Origin of the sequence: Pseudomaricurvus albidus, from assembly GCF_018863235.1 — a bacterium.
Taxonomy (GTDB): domain Bacteria; phylum Pseudomonadota; class Gammaproteobacteria; order Pseudomonadales; family Cellvibrionaceae; genus Pseudomaricurvus; species Pseudomaricurvus albidus.
The window spans coordinates 23,700-40,145 of sequence record NZ_JAHKRS010000014.1 but is presented as its reverse complement, the minus strand read 5'-3'; the positions used below and the strand labels follow the sequence as shown (position 1 = coordinate 40,145).

General features: G+C 52.5%; 15 protein-coding genes. 4 read left to right on the top strand and 11 right to left on the bottom strand.

Translation table 11 applies throughout. The features are described from left to right. Positions 1-93 precede the first annotated feature (93 nt). The 3 genes from KOI40_RS17455 (at position 94) to KOI40_RS17445 (ending at position 3,079) form a co-directional block, all read left to right on the top strand. On the top strand, positions 94-882 hold the full coding sequence (locus KOI40_RS17455; RefSeq protein ID WP_216098839.1) for a M48 family metallopeptidase: 789 nt from the start codon (positions 94-96) through the stop codon (positions 880-882). Positions 883-1,082: 200 nt separating this feature from the next. Continuing rightward, the gene (locus KOI40_RS17450; protein WP_216098838.1) at positions 1,083-1,310 is read left to right on the top strand and encodes a hypothetical protein; all 228 of its coding nucleotides are present in this window, start codon (positions 1,083-1,085) and stop codon (positions 1,308-1,310) included. 365 nt (positions 1,311-1,675) lie between these two features. Then, complete coding sequence (locus KOI40_RS17445; protein ID WP_216098837.1) at positions 1,676-3,079, top strand: PhoH family protein; 1,404 nt, start codon at positions 1,676-1,678, stop codon at positions 3,077-3,079. A 66-nt stretch (positions 3,080-3,145) separates the two neighbouring features. Here the strand turns inward: KOI40_RS17445 and KOI40_RS17440 are convergent, their stop codons facing one another. Continuing rightward, positions 3,146-5,647, bottom strand: a complete 2,502-nt coding sequence (locus KOI40_RS17440; RefSeq protein ID WP_216098836.1) for an ABC transporter permease — start codon at positions 5,645-5,647, stop codon at positions 3,146-3,148. Continuing rightward, a complete protein-coding gene (locus KOI40_RS17435; protein ID WP_216098835.1) occupies positions 5,647-6,327 on the bottom strand; it encodes an ABC transporter ATP-binding protein in 681 nt (226 codons plus the stop codon). The genes KOI40_RS17440 and KOI40_RS17435 overlap by 1 nt, the downstream gene beginning before the upstream one ends. A 182-nt stretch (positions 6,328-6,509) precedes the next feature. On the opposite strand from KOI40_RS17435, the gene KOI40_RS17430 reads away from it, so the two are divergent. Continuing rightward, the gene (locus KOI40_RS17430) at positions 6,510-7,205 is read left to right on the top strand and encodes an arylesterase (protein ID WP_216098834.1); all 696 of its coding nucleotides are present in this window, start codon (positions 6,510-6,512) and stop codon (positions 7,203-7,205) included. Between the two features lie 39 nt (positions 7,206-7,244). Here the strand turns inward: KOI40_RS17430 and recJ are convergent, their stop codons facing one another. The 9 genes from recJ to rpsP form a co-directional block, all read right to left on the bottom strand. Next, positions 7,245-8,984 (bottom strand): single-stranded-DNA-specific exonuclease RecJ, encoded by a 1,740-nt coding sequence (gene recJ / locus KOI40_RS17425; RefSeq protein WP_216098833.1) that lies wholly within the window; start codon positions 8,982-8,984, stop codon positions 7,245-7,247. A 115-nt stretch (positions 8,985-9,099) separates the two neighbouring features. Then, the gene (gene thrC, locus KOI40_RS17420; RefSeq protein WP_216098832.1) at positions 9,100-10,497 is read right to left on the bottom strand and encodes a threonine synthase; all 1,398 of its coding nucleotides are present in this window, start codon (positions 10,495-10,497) and stop codon (positions 9,100-9,102) included. A 74-nt stretch (positions 10,498-10,571) separates the two neighbouring features. After that, positions 10,572-11,876 (bottom strand): homoserine dehydrogenase, encoded by a 1,305-nt coding sequence (locus tag KOI40_RS17415; RefSeq protein ID WP_216098831.1) that lies wholly within the window; start codon positions 11,874-11,876, stop codon positions 10,572-10,574. 335 nt (positions 11,877-12,211) lie between these two features. Beyond that, positions 12,212-12,964, bottom strand: a complete 753-nt coding sequence (locus KOI40_RS17410) for a DsbC family protein (protein ID WP_216098830.1) — start codon at positions 12,962-12,964, stop codon at positions 12,212-12,214. Positions 12,965-13,123: 159 nt separating this feature from the next. Next, positions 13,124-14,113: a site-specific tyrosine recombinase XerD gene (gene xerD / locus KOI40_RS17405; protein WP_216098829.1), complete on the bottom strand. Its 990-nt coding sequence runs from the start codon at positions 14,111-14,113 to the stop codon at positions 13,124-13,126. 144 nt (positions 14,114-14,257) lie between these two features. Continuing rightward, on the bottom strand, positions 14,258-14,617 hold the full coding sequence (gene rplS, locus KOI40_RS17400; RefSeq protein ID WP_216098828.1) for a 50S ribosomal protein L19: 360 nt from the start codon (positions 14,615-14,617) through the stop codon (positions 14,258-14,260). 110 nt (positions 14,618-14,727) lie between these two features. Beyond that, positions 14,728-15,531, bottom strand: a complete 804-nt coding sequence (trmD, locus tag KOI40_RS17395) for a tRNA (guanosine(37)-N1)-methyltransferase TrmD (protein ID WP_369413202.1) — start codon at positions 15,529-15,531, stop codon at positions 14,728-14,730. A gap of 71 nt (positions 15,532-15,602) precedes the next feature. Next, positions 15,603-16,157 carry a ribosome maturation factor RimM gene (rimM, locus tag KOI40_RS17390; protein ID WP_216098826.1) on the bottom strand — a complete coding sequence of 185 codons (555 nt, stop codon included), beginning with the start codon at positions 16,155-16,157 and terminating at the stop codon, positions 15,603-15,605. A gap of 35 nt (positions 16,158-16,192) precedes the next feature. Beyond that, positions 16,193-16,441: a 30S ribosomal protein S16 gene (gene rpsP, locus KOI40_RS17385; protein WP_216098825.1), complete on the bottom strand. Its 249-nt coding sequence runs from the start codon at positions 16,439-16,441 to the stop codon at positions 16,193-16,195. Positions 16,442-16,446 lie beyond the last annotated feature (5 nt).

Below are 16,446 nucleotides of genomic sequence, written 5' to 3'. Positions count from 1 at the left end.
CCTTACACCTACTGGAAGGTCAATCACAGATTTTGGTGAAATTTGAGCCCCTCCCGGACTGGGCTTTCGGTATGGCATCGGTATAATCCTGCCATGCCAACATCCCATCTCTCCTCTCTGCTTCGTAAACCACAAACCCGCCTGATCACAGTGGAAGATCCGGGTCATCTGGGGTTCGATTACACCATTCGCCTGTCCAAACGCAAAAGCGCGGCCATTGAAGTGCGGGCCGGCAAAGTGGTCGTTGCTGCCCCCCACCGGGTGGCGCAAAGAGATCTGAAAAAGTGGGTGAACGAGAAAGCCGCCTGGATACGCGACAAGCTTCAGCAGCAGGCTGATCGAGCAGAACAAATTCCCGAGCGGCAATACGCGGAGGGCGAGTCCTGGCCATGGCTGGGAGAACCGCTGACGCTGCGCATCCTGTCAGGTGCCAAAATCAGCTGTGAGCGCCGGGGCGAGAGTCTTTGCCTTTCGCTGCCCAAACGCATCACTTCAGACACCTCCAGACCTGCTTCCAGTGCAGTACAGAGAGCATTAGAAAACTGGTACAAAGAACAGGCCCAGACCTTGCTGGAAGCCAAGACACAGGCGGTTTGCCAACAACTGCAGGCGCGTTTTCCACAAGCCCAATGTCAACGGGTTCAGCTCCGTCGAACCAAGAGCAAATGGGGCCACTGTACCCACCAAGGGGTGATTCAATACAACTGGCTGGTTGTGCAGGCGCCTGAATGGGTAGTGGACTATTTGGTTACTCACGAATGCTGCCACCTCGTTCACCACAACCACAGCCGTAGCTATTGGAATCTGGTGGCCAGTCTGATGCCAAACTACGCTCTGGCTCGCCGCTGGTTACACCAACACGGTCACACTTTGGTGGTCTGACCCCCTCTAAAATCGGTATTTTTGCTAAAAATGTCACATTTGTATTTAAAAATACTATATATATCAATCAATTAAGAGCTAGTCTTGACAAAGGAAGTTAACAAATAGCAATATCAGCGTCATTCAACGCGGTATCACGATAGCTGTATTCAAACTTGTTGTATTAAAAAAGATAAAAACATCAACGCTGGGGATAGAGCATGGAATATCTGGATTCAACGCACAGCGAGTGGGACAGCATGTGGCAGGAACTGGCCTCCTACGACATCAACAATGGCGATCCACTGTGCATTCATCAGGGGCTGTGCTGGGAGTATATGGGGTCAACGGATAACCACCACAACTTTCGTCATTCCCGACACCCTGCCACCGGACGTATAGAACACGTTTATATCGAACGCTACCAGAGTGCCATTCGCTGGGCCTGATTCGTCAGGTTCGGCAAATCCGTTTTACTTTCATGCCTCGCGATTTGCTGTCACATTTATTTACCTTTCCCGCCCTCTTGTTACGCATTAATTTCAAAAGTTGCCCAAACACAGTGCTGAAATTTGTTCATTTTTAAACCAGAAGCGCTTCTGTTTCAGACTGAAGACAATTTCTTCACTTTCACACAAATGTCATGTTGCCAGCCTAGTTTGTTTTCTGGTACAAATTGTTTCAAGAGTTCCTAAACTCTCATCAGCCTACCCGCTAATGAGCGACTTAAGACTCTCTCCAAGCACTGAGTAAACCGGTGCAATGCCGGGCGACTCGAGTGCGTGCTATCAGCCAGAAGGAAGGATGCTCGCTTATGGTAGATATACAGCTCGCGGAACCACTCTCGCAAAAACAACCCATCCTCTACGTCCTCGACACTAACGTACTGATTCACGACCCCACAGCCATACTCAACTTTGAAGAACACCACGTCATGATCCCCATGACGGTCCTGGAAGAACTCGACAAACTCAAAAGCGGAAACAAAACACTCTCGGCAGATTGCCGACAGGCGATTCGGGAGATCGACAAGATCCTCGGCAGAGCCACCCCCGAAGAAGTGGAAGGGGGCGTTCCGATACGGCGAGAATGCTACGACAATTTCAACGGCAAACTCTCCATCCTGATGACCACCCCTCCCGAAAACATTGCGGTTTTACCGACCCACCTCAACGACAACAAAATCATTAACGACCTCTGCCTGCTGCGGCACGAACACCCCAACCATCGAGTCATACTCGTCACCAAAGATATCAACATGCGTCTCAAGGCACGTGGCTGCGGCATTGAATCTGACGACTATCACAGCGATCAGCTGGTCACCGACATCGAACAACTCAACAAGGGCTATGTTGAAATAGAAGGCAATTTCTGGGATCAGGTGCAGAAAGTCGAAACTCAACAACAAATGGGACGCACAGTACACCGCATCCCCCGGGAAGATTTTCAGGCAGAAGTGTTCCCCAATCAGTTTATTGTCGACGAAATGGGCTTTATCGGTCGGGTGATTGATGTTCAGGCAGACGAAGTTCAACTGCTTCACATCGACACCAACAGTTTCCTGGAGCAGGAGGCCTGGGGGCTGAAGCCCAGAGATACCTATCAGGCCATGGCCCTGAATTTACTGATGGATCCCGATGTCCACCTGGTGAATCTGACCGGTGCCGCCGGTTCAGGGAAAACCATTCTGGCATTGGCCGCAGCCATTGAAATGACGGTGGCCACCAAACAATACCGCCGAATCATTGCGACTCGAAGTACACAGGGACTTGATGAAGATATTGGTTTCTTACCAGGAACTGAAGCCGAAAAAATGGAACCCTGGCTGGGTGCCATCACCGACAATCTTGAAGCCTTGCACTGCGACGATGAAGACTGCTCAGGCAGTATCGATTACGTTTTGAATAAAGTGCCACTGCATTTTAAATCATTGAACTACATTCGCGGTCGCAGCTTCCAACACAGTCTGATCCTGATCGATGAATCACAAAACCTCACACCTCACCAAATCAAAACTATCATCACTCGCGCGGGCAGCGGATCAAAAGTAATCTGCCTGGGTAACCTCGCTCAAATCGACACACCTTTCATGAACGCCACCAGCTCGGGCCTGACCTATTTAACAGAGCGATTTAAAGGCTTCCAGTATGGAGGCAATATCAAGCTTCAGGGCGTGCCGCGCTCCATTCTGGCCGAATACGCAGAAGCCAACCTTTAACTCCCCTAACCTTCCGCTCGGCGCCATATCCACTATGGCGCCAGGCAACAGGCTGTTTTCAGCCCATCAACTCAGTTCCCGTAACATCAGCCCCGGCGGTGTACTGATAACTTTTCGACAGGAGAGCACACCCAAGGTGCCAACCAGCAAGGCCGACCCCAGAATTCCCCACAGCCAAATACCCCAGTGGAAACTCAACGGAATATCGAGCACCCAGTACTGAATCGACAACAACAAAATCTCCGAACCCGCGGCAGCCATCACGCCAGAGAAAAGTCCCAGCAAGGCAAACTCAATCCATAAACTGCCCAACAACCGATGCCGACTACTTCCTAAAGCACGCAACAAGGCTGCTTCCTGCATGCGGTCTTCCATACTGGACCCCACTGCCGCCCACATCACAAAAAAACCACCCAACAGCACCAGCCCCAGCATCAATTCGACCCCGGAACTGACCTGCGCAACGATTGCCTGAATTTGTGCAATCACACGATCCATTTCAATCACCACCACCGTGGGGAAACGACCGAGTAACTGGTTAATAAACGGCTTTTTCTCAGGTGGCAGATAAACACTGGTCAAGTAAGTGGGAGAAAACTCATCCAACGCTCCCGGCGACAACAAAAAGTAAAAGTTGGGATTCATGGAATCCCACTTAAGGGTACGAATACTTGCGACGCGGGCTTCAAGAGTCAGACCACCAATATCAAAGGTGATGTCATCCCCCAACTCCAAAGCCAGATCACTGGCAGCTCCCGCTTCAACCGAAACACCGGCAATGCCGGGTTCACGCCAATGGTCCCACCACTCACCGGCGACGACGTTATTATCTGAATTCAAACGATCAGACCAGCTCAGGTTAACCTCCCTGCGCAACATCTCGGCCTGTTTGCGAATGTCTTCCGACGGTTCCTCGCCATTGATATGTGTGAGTCGCGCTCTGACCATCGGAAACAGCTGCTGAACATTTAAGTTCTGCTGCTCCATCAGCTCAGCCACCTGCGGAGATTCAGAAGGTGTAATGTTAAGCAAAAAGTGATTGGGTGTTTCCGGTGGCAACTGCAACTTCCAGTCCTGCAACAAGGTCGTTCGCAAGCTGGTCAGGCTCAACAACAACATCAGAGCCAGAGCAAAAACCATCATTTGCACAACACTTTGACGAGAGTTGCGCTGCAGACTGGCAAGCGCCAAGCGCCAGACGCTGCCTGCACGACGCCCCAGTCTCTGTCCCAAACCAAGCAGTATTGAGGCGAATACTGCCACCAGTAACAATAGTGCAAGCATCGCCAGAATAATGCTGCTGCTGAGCCACCAATCACCACTGAAAACGGCAACCAGCACTACCATGGCTAACAGCCCCAACAGAGCTTGCCAGTAAAAGCTGACGCTATTTACAGCCAGCTCTCTGCGCAAAATCTTCAGCGGTGGCACCGTAGGCAAATGCCACATCGGTGGAGCCACAAAAAACACCAGACAAACCAATCCGGTCAAAATACCGGGCAGCATGGACGTCCAACGTGGAGCAGCCAAAGCCACCGGCAGAATGGAGGAAACGCCTGAGGCAATGACTTCCTGCAAGAGTACACCCAGTCCCAGACCGATTACCGATGCCAGCACTCCGAGAACCAGCAACTGGATGCCGTACAATTGGCGAATGGAGCTGCAACCCGCTCCCAGGCTTTTCATCAACGCTACCTGATCCACATGGCGATTGGCGAACCGACGTGCAGCAATCGCAATGGCCACACCGGCCAGCAAAACGCTGATCATTGCCGAGAGCATTAAAAACTTGCGAGCCGTATCCAGTGTTCGCGCCAGGCCACGTTGGGCCGACTCGACATCGACCACTTTCTCATGGGAAGTCAGTTTGGGAGCCAGCTCTGCCAACATCGACTCCAAATTGTTTTCATCGCCCGCAACCAGCCAACCATAACCAATGCGACTGCCCGGCTGTATGACATTTGTCGCAGCCAGATCCGCCTCGTTCATCAGCAATCGGGCACCATAAGCACTGAAGCTGCTGCCACGATCGGGTTCATCGACAATCACACGGGTTGCGGTCAAAGGCTTTTCGCCAACGACGATCTGATCGCCTAACTGGATCTGCAGCAGCGGCAACAAACGTGAATCAACCCAGGCCTCCCCGGCGGGAGGGCCACCCTCAGCGACGGTAATCAAGGATTTATCAGTGACAAATGGCTGCTGACTGACCGTTAACTCACCCACCAATGGGTAAGCATCACTAACCGCTTTCACCGCGGCCAAATGCATCTCGTTACCGGCAAACACCATGGAGGCAAATTGGGTTTTGGTGGCCGTTCTCAAGTCATATTTATCGGCAAGGACTTGCCAGTCTGAGGGGATTGGCTGACTGCTGCGAACCACACGATCAGCGCCGAGAAACGTATGGCTCTGGGCGGTCAGGGCTGATTCCAATCGATCGGTAAAAACAGAAATACAGGAGACAACCGCAACTGCCAGCACCAGTGAGCCGGCGAGGATACGCACTTCGCCACTGCGCCAATTCCGCCACAGAAGACGTAACGCCAGTACCTGCGACTTCAGCATCAGGCTGCCTCACACGGCTTTCGCTCTATCACCTTGCCACCTTCGAGGCGAATTCGCTGACGACAGTGTTCTGCCAAACGCTGTTCGTGGGTAACCAGTACAAGAGTCGTGCCCTGCTCTCGGTTCAGTTCAAACAACAGATCAATGACATGGGCACCAGTTTCAGAATCGAGATTTCCGGTGGGTTCATCAGCGAATAAGATATCGGGTTCACTGGCAAAGGCGCGGGCTATGGCAACCCGCTGCTGTTCACCACCGGAGAGTTGTTTAGGATAGTGATGCAAACGGCCGTTGAGCCCTACCCTAGTCAAAAAAAACTCGGCTTTGCCCCTGGCATTGGCAACCCCATGCAACTCAAGCGGCATCATCACATTCTCAAGAGCCGTCAGTCCTGGCAGCAGCTGGAAAGACTGGAACACAAAGCCGACATGATCTGCCCTCACTTTGGCTCGACGCTCCTCGTTCAGTGCTGTAATTTCATGCTGATGGAGTTTGACCTGACCACTGCTGGGCTCATCCAGCCCCGCCAGAATCCCCAGCAACGTGGACTTTCCCGAACCGGAAGACCCTGTGATGGCCAGACTGTCCCCGGCTTTGACACACAGTGAGACCTCATTGAGAATCGTCAGGGTGCCTGCGGCGGTTGTCACCTGCTTGGACAGAGTTTGGGCTTCCAGCATATCTTTTCCGGTAGTCGCATTAGGGTTTATGGGTAATCAACTCTAATGTTGATCGGGGGCGGTGTCAGTGTCCAAGATTTTCACAGAACTTTACTCTGATTCGGGACTCTGAGAAGCAGCCGGTGTTAGCATAGAAAGCCAACACAACCGATTACCCAACCTTTGATGGACATAACGGCACGATGGAATATTTGAGCGCACCAATAACCCGCCAACCTTACATCTTCACACTGCGCCTGCTCATTAGCCTGAGCCTTTGTTTAGGCCTTGCTGGCCCCCTTCGTGCTGAACCTGCCTGCACAGACAACAATGGCTCCATTCTGATACTGGGGGATAGCTTAAGTGCGGCATGGGGCATTGATGAGCGAGATGGCTGGGTATCCCAGCTGAGAGAGCGCCTTGAGCAAAACAGCATCGACCGCGAAGTGGTCAATGCCAGCATCAGCGGTGAAACCAGTGGCGGCGGTGTTGGCCGCCTCCCGGCCCTGCTGGAAAAATACCAGCCCTCACTTGTGATTCTTGAACTGGGAGGCAATGATGGCTTGCGTGGCTACCCGATTCCTACCATGCGAAAGAACTTGCAGAAAGCGATCGATCTCAGCCACCAACATAGTGCACAAGTGCTGCTGGTTGGAATGCAGATCCCACCCAATTATGGTCCACGCTACAGCCGCTTGTTTAGCGATACCTACCCCAATCTGGCCGCCAAGAACCAGGTAGCGCTGGTTCCTTTCTTTTTGGAAGGCGTAGCCGACCAGCCGGAACTGATGCAGAACGATGGCATTCACCCCACAGAAGAAGGTCAACCTCAGATGCTGGAAAATCTTTGGCCAGCACTGCAAACACTGATGGACAAAGCCTCCTGCAAGCCAGATTGACACTGTCGCCACTCCGGCTAGGCCGACCCTGAAGCTCTTTTAATAAACAGCTTCCAGATAAACCGCCATCAATTGAACCGACTCCCGACCACGAAACTCATTCACGTCGAGACGGTAAGCAAGCCGGATTTTCTCGGCATTGTGATTGGGCCATTCTTTCACATCGATATTGAAGGCAATGGCGTCTACCAGCTGTTGTCGGGCTTCATCGATGGCCAACACCAGCTTCAAATGTTTCTCTCCAACTATGCGTTGCTGCACAAGATAGAACTCGCCATCAAAGACAGGCTCCGGGAAGTGTTGCCCCCAGGGGCCGGCCTCTCTGAGTGTGTGTGCCAGCGACAGGCTGAACTCATCATCGGCCAGCTCACCATCGGACAAAATTTCCGCCTGCAAGTCATCCGCGTTCAGGCTTTGACGCACCACGTCATCGAACGCTTTCTGAAAACGGGGAAAATCACTCTTTTTCAGACTCATGCCTGCCGCCATCGCGTGACCGCCAAACTTGGTCAACAACCCCGGATTTGCACTGGCCACCGCATCCAGTGCATCGCGAATATGCAGCCCCGGAATGGAACGTGCCGATCCCTTGATTTCTTCATCGCTGGCATCGGCAAACGCAATGACCGGACGGTGAAAGCGCTCCTTAATACGGGAAGCCAGAATACCGATCACGCCCTGATGCCACTGACCATCGTAGAGACACAATCCCCAGGGCATTTCTTCACCCTCATTGAGGGTCAGCGTTTCCAGTGTTTTGAGCGCTTCCTGCTGCATACCCGCTTCAATAGAGCGACGATCTTTATTCAAATCATCCAGCTCAATGGCCATTTCGCGAGCCAGATCCGGACTGTCACACAACAGGCACTCGATCCCCAGCGACATATCATCCAACCGACCGGCCGCATTCAGGCGTGGTCCCACGGTAAATCCCAGATCCGACGCGACCAGTCTGTGTCGTTGGCGCCCGGCCACGTCCAGCAACGCCAATATCCCCGGACGTGCGCGACCACTGCGAATACGCTGTAAGCCCTGATGCACCAAAATGCGGTTATTACTGTCCAACGGAACCACGTCTGCTACGGTCCCCAGAGCAACCAGATCCAGATAATTGCCCATATTGGGCTCAGGTATTCCCTTGCTGGCAAACCACCCCTGCGCTCTCAAAGCCGAGCGCAACGCGCTCATCAAATAGAAAATGACACCAACCCCCGCCAGATTTTTACTGGGGAAGTCACAGCCGGGCTGATTGGGATTCACAATCGCCTCAGCATCCGGAAGCGAGTGGCCGGGCAAGTGATGGTCTGTGACCAACACACCAATACCCGCGGCTTTGGACGCAGCCACCCCTTCGATGGAGGAGATACCGTTATCGACCGTGATGATCAGGTCGGGCTTGTAGCCCTTGGCCACTTCGACAATTTCCGGCGTCAAACCGTAACCAAACTCAAACCGGTTAGGTACCAGATACTGAACACTGGCGGCCCCCATATCCCGCAATGCCAGCATCCCCACCGCACAACTGGTAGCGCCATCCGCATCAAAATCACCCACAATCAGCAGCGATTCCTGCCCGGTGATGGCTTTCACCAGACGCTCTACTGCCGTATCCAAGCCCTTGAGTTGTTGCGGCCGCAACATGGCCTGCAGAGAGCGCTCCATCTCGCTCATGGAAGCAACTCCACGATTGGCATAAATCGGTTGCAAGCGGTGATGCAGATCTTCGGGCCAGGGGGCTAACCAAGCGGTTGCAGTCCGGCGGGTAATTTTTGTGTTCATAGCGCTCCGATAAGCTCGCGTGAAGTTCAGTATTCTATAAAATCACCGGCAATAAAAAAGCCCGCCATTGGCGGGCTTTTTTAACCGGATTCGAAAACCCGATAACAAATCGGCTTTAAGCCCGAACGTTTGCAGCAATGTGTTTCTGCACTGCGGCGATGTCGTTATCCAGAACATCAAAACGCTCTTCACGATCAAACAGATCAGCCATGTGATGCGGCAACGCCGGGTCATCAGTCTGACCAGCTTTGCGAACCGCTTCCGGGAATTTGGCCGGATGCGCGGTCGACAAGCACACCATAGGAATATCCTGACGGCGACGGGTTTTACGGGCTGCCTGTACACCAATGGCGGTATGTGGATCGAGCAGGTATTCAGTGTGATCGAATACTTCGCGAATCACTTCCATCATCTCGTCATCATCAAGGCGGTATGACGTAAACAACTCACGAGCTGTGCTCAGCGCTTCTTCACTCAATGACATGGATCCTGATTTGAAGTCTTCCATCAACTGTTTGATGGAACTGCCATCGCGGCCGTACAGATCAAACAACAAACGCTCGAAATTGCTGGAAACCATGATGTCCATACTTGGTGACAGCGAATGGATCAGGTCTTTCTTAGTGTGATCGTTCTCACTGATACAGCGATGCAGAATATCGTTCGCATTGGTGGCAATCACCAGCTGGTCGATGGGCAGTCCCATCTGCTTGGCCAGGTAGCCGGCGAAGATATCACCAAAGTTACCGGTAGGAACAGAGAAGGACACCGGACGCGCAGGAGCCCCCAGAGCCAGGCCGGCGTAAAAGTAGTAAACGATCTGGGCCATGATGCGAGCCCAGTTGATGGAGTTAACCGCCACCAATTGACGCCCTTCCGGCAGGAAAGACTGGTCTCCAAAACTGGCTTTGACCATGTTTTGGCAATCGTCGAAGTTGCCTTCCAGAGCGATGTTGTGGACGTTCTTCTCGAGAACCGTTGTCATCTGACGACGCTGTACATCAGACACACGCTTGTTTGGATGAAGAATAAAAATATCGATGTTGTCGCAGTGACGGCAACCTTCGATGGCGGCAGAACCGGTATCACCCGACGTTGCCCCCATGACCACAACTTTCTGGTCACGCTTCTTGAGAATGTAGTCCAGCAAGTTACCCAGGAACTGCAGGGCGAAATCTTTAAACGCCAGCGTGGGACCCTGGAACAACTCCAGAATCCACTCGTTATGGCCAGTTTGCACTAAAGGTGCAATGGCGTCATGACGAAAGGTAGAGTAGGAATCATCAATGATTTTCTTCAGTTCAGTATCGGGCACTTCGCCCGCCACGAACGGAGCAATGACCTTGAATGCCAGTTCCTGATAGCTCAATCCCGCCCAGGAAGCGATTTCTTCCTGAGAGAATTTTGGCAGGTTTTCCGGCACGTACAATCCACCATCTGGCGCCAGACCGGTTAAAACAACATCTTCAAATGACAGCGCGGGAGCATCGCCGCGGGTACTGATATATTTCACGATAACCTCAAATATGGTTACTACTGCTGTTCAACACAGCAAATCAACGGCTTTAAAGCCTGTTATTCTGAATCTTAGCCCAGAGATTCTACCCGAATATGGGTAATTTCGCCCTGAATTGCCTCAAGGCTCTCAATGCTGCCGATCGCCTCCAGCAATTGCTTCTCAACCGCACGGCTGGTCAACAACACCAGCGGCACGACATTCTTGCCTTCTTCAGGCTCTTTCTGGATAACGGCTTCGATACTGATACCGGAATCACTAAGGATTTGGGTCACTTGATTCAGAACCCCGGGACGATCCTCTGCCATCATGCGCAGATAATAGGCGGTCGTGACTTCGGAGATCGGCAGAACCGGCAGATCCCGCAGAGCATCCGCAGCAAAACCCAGATGGGCGACCTTGTTTTCCTGCGGTGCAGAAAAGCTGCGCACCAGGTCCACCAGATCAGCAACCACGGCAGAAGCGGTTGGCTCTGCGCCAGCGCCAGCGCCGTAATACAGAGTCGCACCGACAGCATCGCCCTTCACAACGACCGCATTCATTACGCCATTCACGTTGGCAATCAAACGCTTGGCAGGAATCAACGTCGGGTGAACACGCAGCTCCACACCGGCTTCAGTCTGACGGGCGATACCCAGGTGCTTGATGCGATAGCCCAGTGCTTCAGCGTAGTTCAGATCCTGGGTCTCGATGGAGCTGATACCATCGGTAAAAATCTTGTCAAATTGCAGAGGCATACCGAACGCGATGGATGCCAGAATCACCAGCTTGTGGGCAGCATCGATACCTTCCACATCAAACGTCGGATCGGCCTCGGCGTAACCCAGCTTCTGAGCTTCTTTCAGAACTTCGGCAAAATCGCGTCCCTTATCCTTCATTTCGGTAAGGATAAAGTTGCCGGTACCGTTAATGATGCCCGCCAGCCACTCGATTTTATTGCCACTCAGACCTTCACGCAGGGCCTTGATAATAGGAATCCCGCCGGCAACGGCAGCCTCAAACGAGATGGTCACCCCTTTGGCCTCAGCCTTGGCAAACAGCTCGTTACCGAACTCGGCAATCAATGCCTTATTGGCTGTAACAATGTGCTTGCCGTTATCGATAGCCTCTTCCACCAGTTCTTTGGCCACAGTGGTTCCGCCAATCAGCTCAACAACCACATCCACATCGGGGTTACGAACCACATCGAAGATATCGCGGGTGACGTTGATGCCAGAGGTGTCGCAGGCAGGATTGTCACGACGACAGCCCACCTGCTCAATAATAATGTCGGTACCGGCACGGGCGCTGATTTCACGCGCATTGCGTGTCAATACATTAAAGGTACCGCTACCTACGGTGCCCAACCCACATAGACCAATTCTTACCGGTTTCAACGTGTATACCTCTACTTGGAAGCGCTCAATTTTTAAGCACGGGATGAATTTTCCAGAAGCCACGAATCGCCAGATTCTGCTCTGAAAACAAAAGGGGGAACATTACTGGCCACCCCATGCGCTGTCAATCAATTCAAGCGTGTTTAGGCTCTTTAGCCCGCTGGGGACGAGGGTTTGACAGGGTCAACAGAAAAATCTGGCGGCAGCCTATCAACAGAGGTCGACAGGAAGAGAAACACAACGACCCGAAAAGAGTCGAAACTCAGCCCTTGCTGTGAAGACGACACAGGGAAAAGGGCTGAGGCCTGAGCAGGACGTTAAATCGAAGCCCGGAATTAAAGGCCCAGAATACCTTCCAGTTCAGTGGCGGACACATAACCCGGAAGCATTTTGCCATCCGCCAGTACGATAGCTGGAGTGCCGCGAACACCTAAAGCCCCACCCAGATCAAACTGGCTGGCAACGGGGTTATTTTCACAGTATTCAGCACCTGAAGGCAGGCCGTTTTTCAGGCGAGTCAGCGCTTCTGGCTTGTCTTTGGCACACCAGGCTGACGCTATTTTTTTGTAGGAAGCGGAACCGATGCCTGCACGGGGGTAGGCCAGATAACGTACTTCAATTCCCTTGGCGTTCATTTCCGGAACTTCCTGATGCAGTTTGCGGCAGTACCCGCAATCCACGTCGGTAAAGACATAGATATACGCCTTACGCTTGCCCTCTGCCGGAAAAATAATTTCATCTTCGGCAGCCACCTTATCAAGTTTGGCCTTGCGAACCGGCTGCATGGCCAGCTCCTGCAAATCAACGAAGCCATCGGGCGTTACCCCCAACAGGGTCCCCGTCAGGACATAATCACCACTGGCACTTACGTAAACCATCGGGCCACCCTGAATCTGAACCTGATACACGCCTTCGATCGGGCTTGGGGTGACCTCACCATAGGTAAAGTCCGGGCGAGCGCCCTGCAGCTTCTCCAGAATCGCACTGGAAACCTTTGGTGGCACTGGTGTATCCGCAGAATCCGCCTGAGCACTCAATCCTACGGTGAGCGCCAACGCGCCCAACACCATCTTAAACATTCGTTGCATTCCCAAACCTCTGTCCATTAATTGGTCTTAATCTGTCCGGTCTGTTTCGACCAGACATACTATCATATCCTGCTCTTGGAACCCTTTCACAAGGTACAGTTCCCAAATGTCGATTTTTGGTGTGTTTTAATACCTCAAAAAGCCAAACCCCAAACAAGATCAGGCTCGCGGATGATGCTCACTGTGCAAGGATTTCATCCGCTCAATGGCGACATGTGTATAAATCTGCGTGGTTGACAGATCACTATGCCCCAACAGCAACTGCACGACCCGCAAATCTGCCCCGTGATTGATTAAATGGGTGGCAAATGCGTGGCGCAGAGTATGGGGGGATATCTCTTTACGAATACCCGCCACTTGGGCCCAGTGTTTAATTCGATGCCAAAAGGTTTGCCGGGTCATCTGCTGCCCCCGACTGCTGGGGAATACCACATCGGAAGTCTGCTCTCGCTTCATCAGTTGCGGCCTGGCCTCTTTCACATAACGTACCAACCACTGGGCAGCCTCGTCCCCCATGGGAACCAGTCGCTCTTTACTGCCCTTCCCCATGACCCGAACGACACCCTGACGAAGATTCACATCCCCCAGTTTCAGCCCTACCAATTCACTGACCCGCAAACCACAGGCGTAAAGCACTTCCAGCATGGTGCGATCACGCAAGCCAATGGGATCTTCAACATCGGGAGCCGCCAGTAGCGACTCTACATCACTTTCCGTCAAAGACTTCGGCAGCGGGCGACCCTGCTTTGGACTTTCAATCAATGCCGTAGGATCTTCGGCAATCTTCCCCTCACGAAGAAAATACGCGTAAAACCCGCGACAACAGGAAAGAAATCTCGCCGTCGAGCGCGCCGAGGACTTTTGCACTTCAAGACGGTAACCCAGGTATTCCCGCAATCGAATGTCATCGACTTTAAGCAGGGAATCAACCCGCTCGCCACTCCAGCGTGCAAACAATTTTAAATCCTGAGCATAGGACGACAGAGTGCTGTCACTGAGCCCCCGCTCCATCCAAACCGCATCCAGATAGCGTTCGATCAGCTGCTGATCTTCTGCCCTGATCGTGGAATTAACCGCACCCACTGACACACCAACCTCATTATCCGCCGAATTTGAAGACTCGCTGAGCTTAGTTTTCACGTTAGTCATGGCTCCACACTAACCAATCCATTCCAAAAGGCACAGAATTTTTCATCTTCCACCACTTAACCACAGCCGGAAACCAAATCACAGACATAAAAAAACGGCGTCCCGAAGGTACGCCGTTTTTTCGAACCAATCTTAAGAAAAAACTTAAGACTTGGCAGACAGCTTTTCTTTAATACGTGCTGCACGGCCAGTCAGGTTGCGCAAGTAGTACAGCTTGGCCTGACGAACGTCACCGCGACGCTTAACAGCAACGCTGTCGATCAGCGGGCTGTGAGTTTGGAAAGTACGCTCAACACCGATACCGTGTGAGATTTTACGTACAGTAAAAGCAGAGTTCAGACCACGGCTGCGAATGCCGATCACTACACCTTCAAACGCCTGCAGACGCTCGCGGGTACCTTCTTTTACTTTAACCTGGACAACAACAGTGTCACCTGGAGAAAATTCAGGCAGGTCTTTTTTCAGTTGTTCGTTTTCCAGTTCCTGGATGATTTTGTTGCTCATGGTCTGCTCCTTTAGAGTCAGTAGTGTAGCTTCACAGCTATATGAGGAACGATAGTTGGCTCCTGTACAGGGTATTCTGTATCAGGTTTGACCCACCGTAAGTTCCCCGGTTAATCGTCCCGACCACCATTGGATTCTTTATCAGAACCCGCGCTTTGCTGGAAACTTTCCAGCAAAGCACTTTGTTCGGCAGTCAGATCTAATTTATCCAGCAGATCCGGGCGACGCTGCCAGGTTCTGCCCAACGCCTGCTGTAATCGCCAGCGCCGGATTTTTTCGTGGTTGCCGGACAAAAGCACTTCCGGAACCGCACGACCTTCAAATACTTCTGGCCGCGTATAGTGTGGGCAATCCAGCAAGCCATCTGTAAAAGAATCCTGCTCTGCGGATTGTGCATGCCCCAATGCGCCCGGCAATAGTCGGGTCACACTGTCAATCAAAACCATTGCAGCGAGCTCGCCGCCGCTCAGTACGTAATCACCAATGGACCATTCTTCGTCCACTTCCAGCTCAATCAGGCGTTCATCAATGCCTTCATAACGGCCGGCGATCAGTACCAGATTCTGCCCTTCTGCCAACTCAGTGGCACCCTGCTGATCCAACTGCCTGCCCTGAGGCGACAGGTAAACCACTTTGCAGCCTGCTCCGCCGTTCTCACGGCAATCGGCCCAGACCCGGGCTTCGGCTATGGCCTCCCGCAGCGGCTGAATCATCATCAGCATGCCCGGACCACCACCATAGGGTCGATCATCCACCGTCTGGTGGCGATCTTTGGTAAATTGCCGGGGATTCCACATCTCCAGCTCAACCAGCCCCTGATTTATCGCGCGGCTGGTAATACCGTAATCACTGATGGCTGCAAACATCTCGGGGAACAGGGTCACTACAGCAATTCGCTTCGAGTTACTCGTCACGTCTGCCGCTCTCCCGCTGGCCTGAAAGATCGTTTGCATTCAGGTGTTCTGTGAGAAACCGCTACCGGCATTTAAAAGTCCGGATCCCAGTCGACTCGCATTTCACCCATCTCCAGATCAACCGTTTTCACAAACTGACCGGGAATGTAGGGAATCAATCGCTCTTTTTCATCGAGACTGTCGCTGTCGCCCTTGACCACCAGCACATCGTTCGCACCGGTTTCCAACAAGCGGGTGACAACCCCCAAGCGGCTGACCTGCCCTTCAAATTCAGTTATTACAGTCAACCCTTCAAGCTGGTGCCAGTAGTATTCACCGGGCTCCAGCTCCGCCATCTGTCCACGCTCTACCGCGATCGTTACCTGACAGAGCTCTTGCGCCTTGTCCCGGTCGTCGACCCCTTTGATCAGGGCCACCAGACCTTTGCCGTGAGGGCGATAATCTTCCACCTCAACGGATTGGACGCCATGGCGGGTTTTTAACCACCAAGGGTTGTAGGAGAAAATATTCTCCATCGGCTCGGTTTCAGAATGGATTTTCACCCATCCTTTAACACCAAAAACCGTTGTAATGCGCCCGACATTGACCAGATTTGAACTGCGCTTGCTATTCTTCTGATCAGTCATAAAACCCGCACATCACAAAGATAATTACTGGCCAATTAAGCAGCTTTTTCCTGCTCTTTCAGCAACTTGGCAACGCGCTCGGAGCACTGAGCACCTTGAGCTACCCAATAAGCAACGCGCTCGCTGTCGATACGCAGACGCTCTTCCTGGCCTTGAGCCACTGGGTTAAAGAAACCAACGCGCTCGATGTAGCGACCGTTACGTGAGCTACGGCTGTCGGTTACGTTCAGGTGGTAAAATGGACGCTTCTTGGAGCCGCCACGAGATAGACGAATGCTTACCATGTAAG

Excerpts from the sequence above, each read along its gene's own strand:
- rplS (WP_216098828.1), bottom strand. The coding sequence starts at position 14,617 with ATGAGCAACAAAATCATCCAGGAACTGGAAAACGAACAACTGAAAAAA.
- KOI40_RS17445 (WP_216098837.1), top strand. The coding sequence starts at position 1,676 with ATGGTAGATATACAGCTCGCGGAACCACTCTCGCAAAAACAACCCATC.
- rimM (WP_216098826.1), bottom strand. The coding sequence starts at position 16,157 with ATGACTGATCAGAAGAATAGCAAGCGCAGTTCAAATCTGGTCAATGTC.
- KOI40_RS17410 (WP_216098830.1), bottom strand. The coding sequence starts at position 12,964 with ATGCAACGAATGTTTAAGATGGTGTTGGGCGCGTTGGCGCTCACCGTA.
- KOI40_RS17440 (WP_216098836.1), bottom strand. The coding sequence starts at position 5,647 with ATGCTGAAGTCGCAGGTACTGGCGTTACGTCTTCTGTGGCGGAATTGG.
- recJ (WP_216098833.1), bottom strand. The coding sequence starts at position 8,984 with ATGAACACAAAAATTACCCGCCGGACTGCAACCGCTTGGTTAGCCCCC.
- KOI40_RS17430 (WP_216098834.1), top strand. The coding sequence starts at position 6,510 with ATGGAATATTTGAGCGCACCAATAACCCGCCAACCTTACATCTTCACA.
- KOI40_RS17455 (WP_216098839.1), top strand. The coding sequence starts at position 94 with ATGCCAACATCCCATCTCTCCTCTCTGCTTCGTAAACCACAAACCCGC.
- rpsP (WP_216098825.1), bottom strand. The coding sequence starts at position 16,441 with ATGGTAAGCATTCGTCTATCTCGTGGCGGCTCCAAGAAGCGTCCATTT.
- KOI40_RS17450 (WP_216098838.1), top strand. The coding sequence starts at position 1,083 with ATGGAATATCTGGATTCAACGCACAGCGAGTGGGACAGCATGTGGCAG.
- KOI40_RS17435 (WP_216098835.1), bottom strand. The coding sequence starts at position 6,327 with ATGCTGGAAGCCCAAACTCTGTCCAAGCAGGTGACAACCGCCGCAGGC.
- xerD (WP_216098829.1), bottom strand. The coding sequence starts at position 14,113 with ATGACTAACGTGAAAACTAAGCTCAGCGAGTCTTCAAATTCGGCGGAT.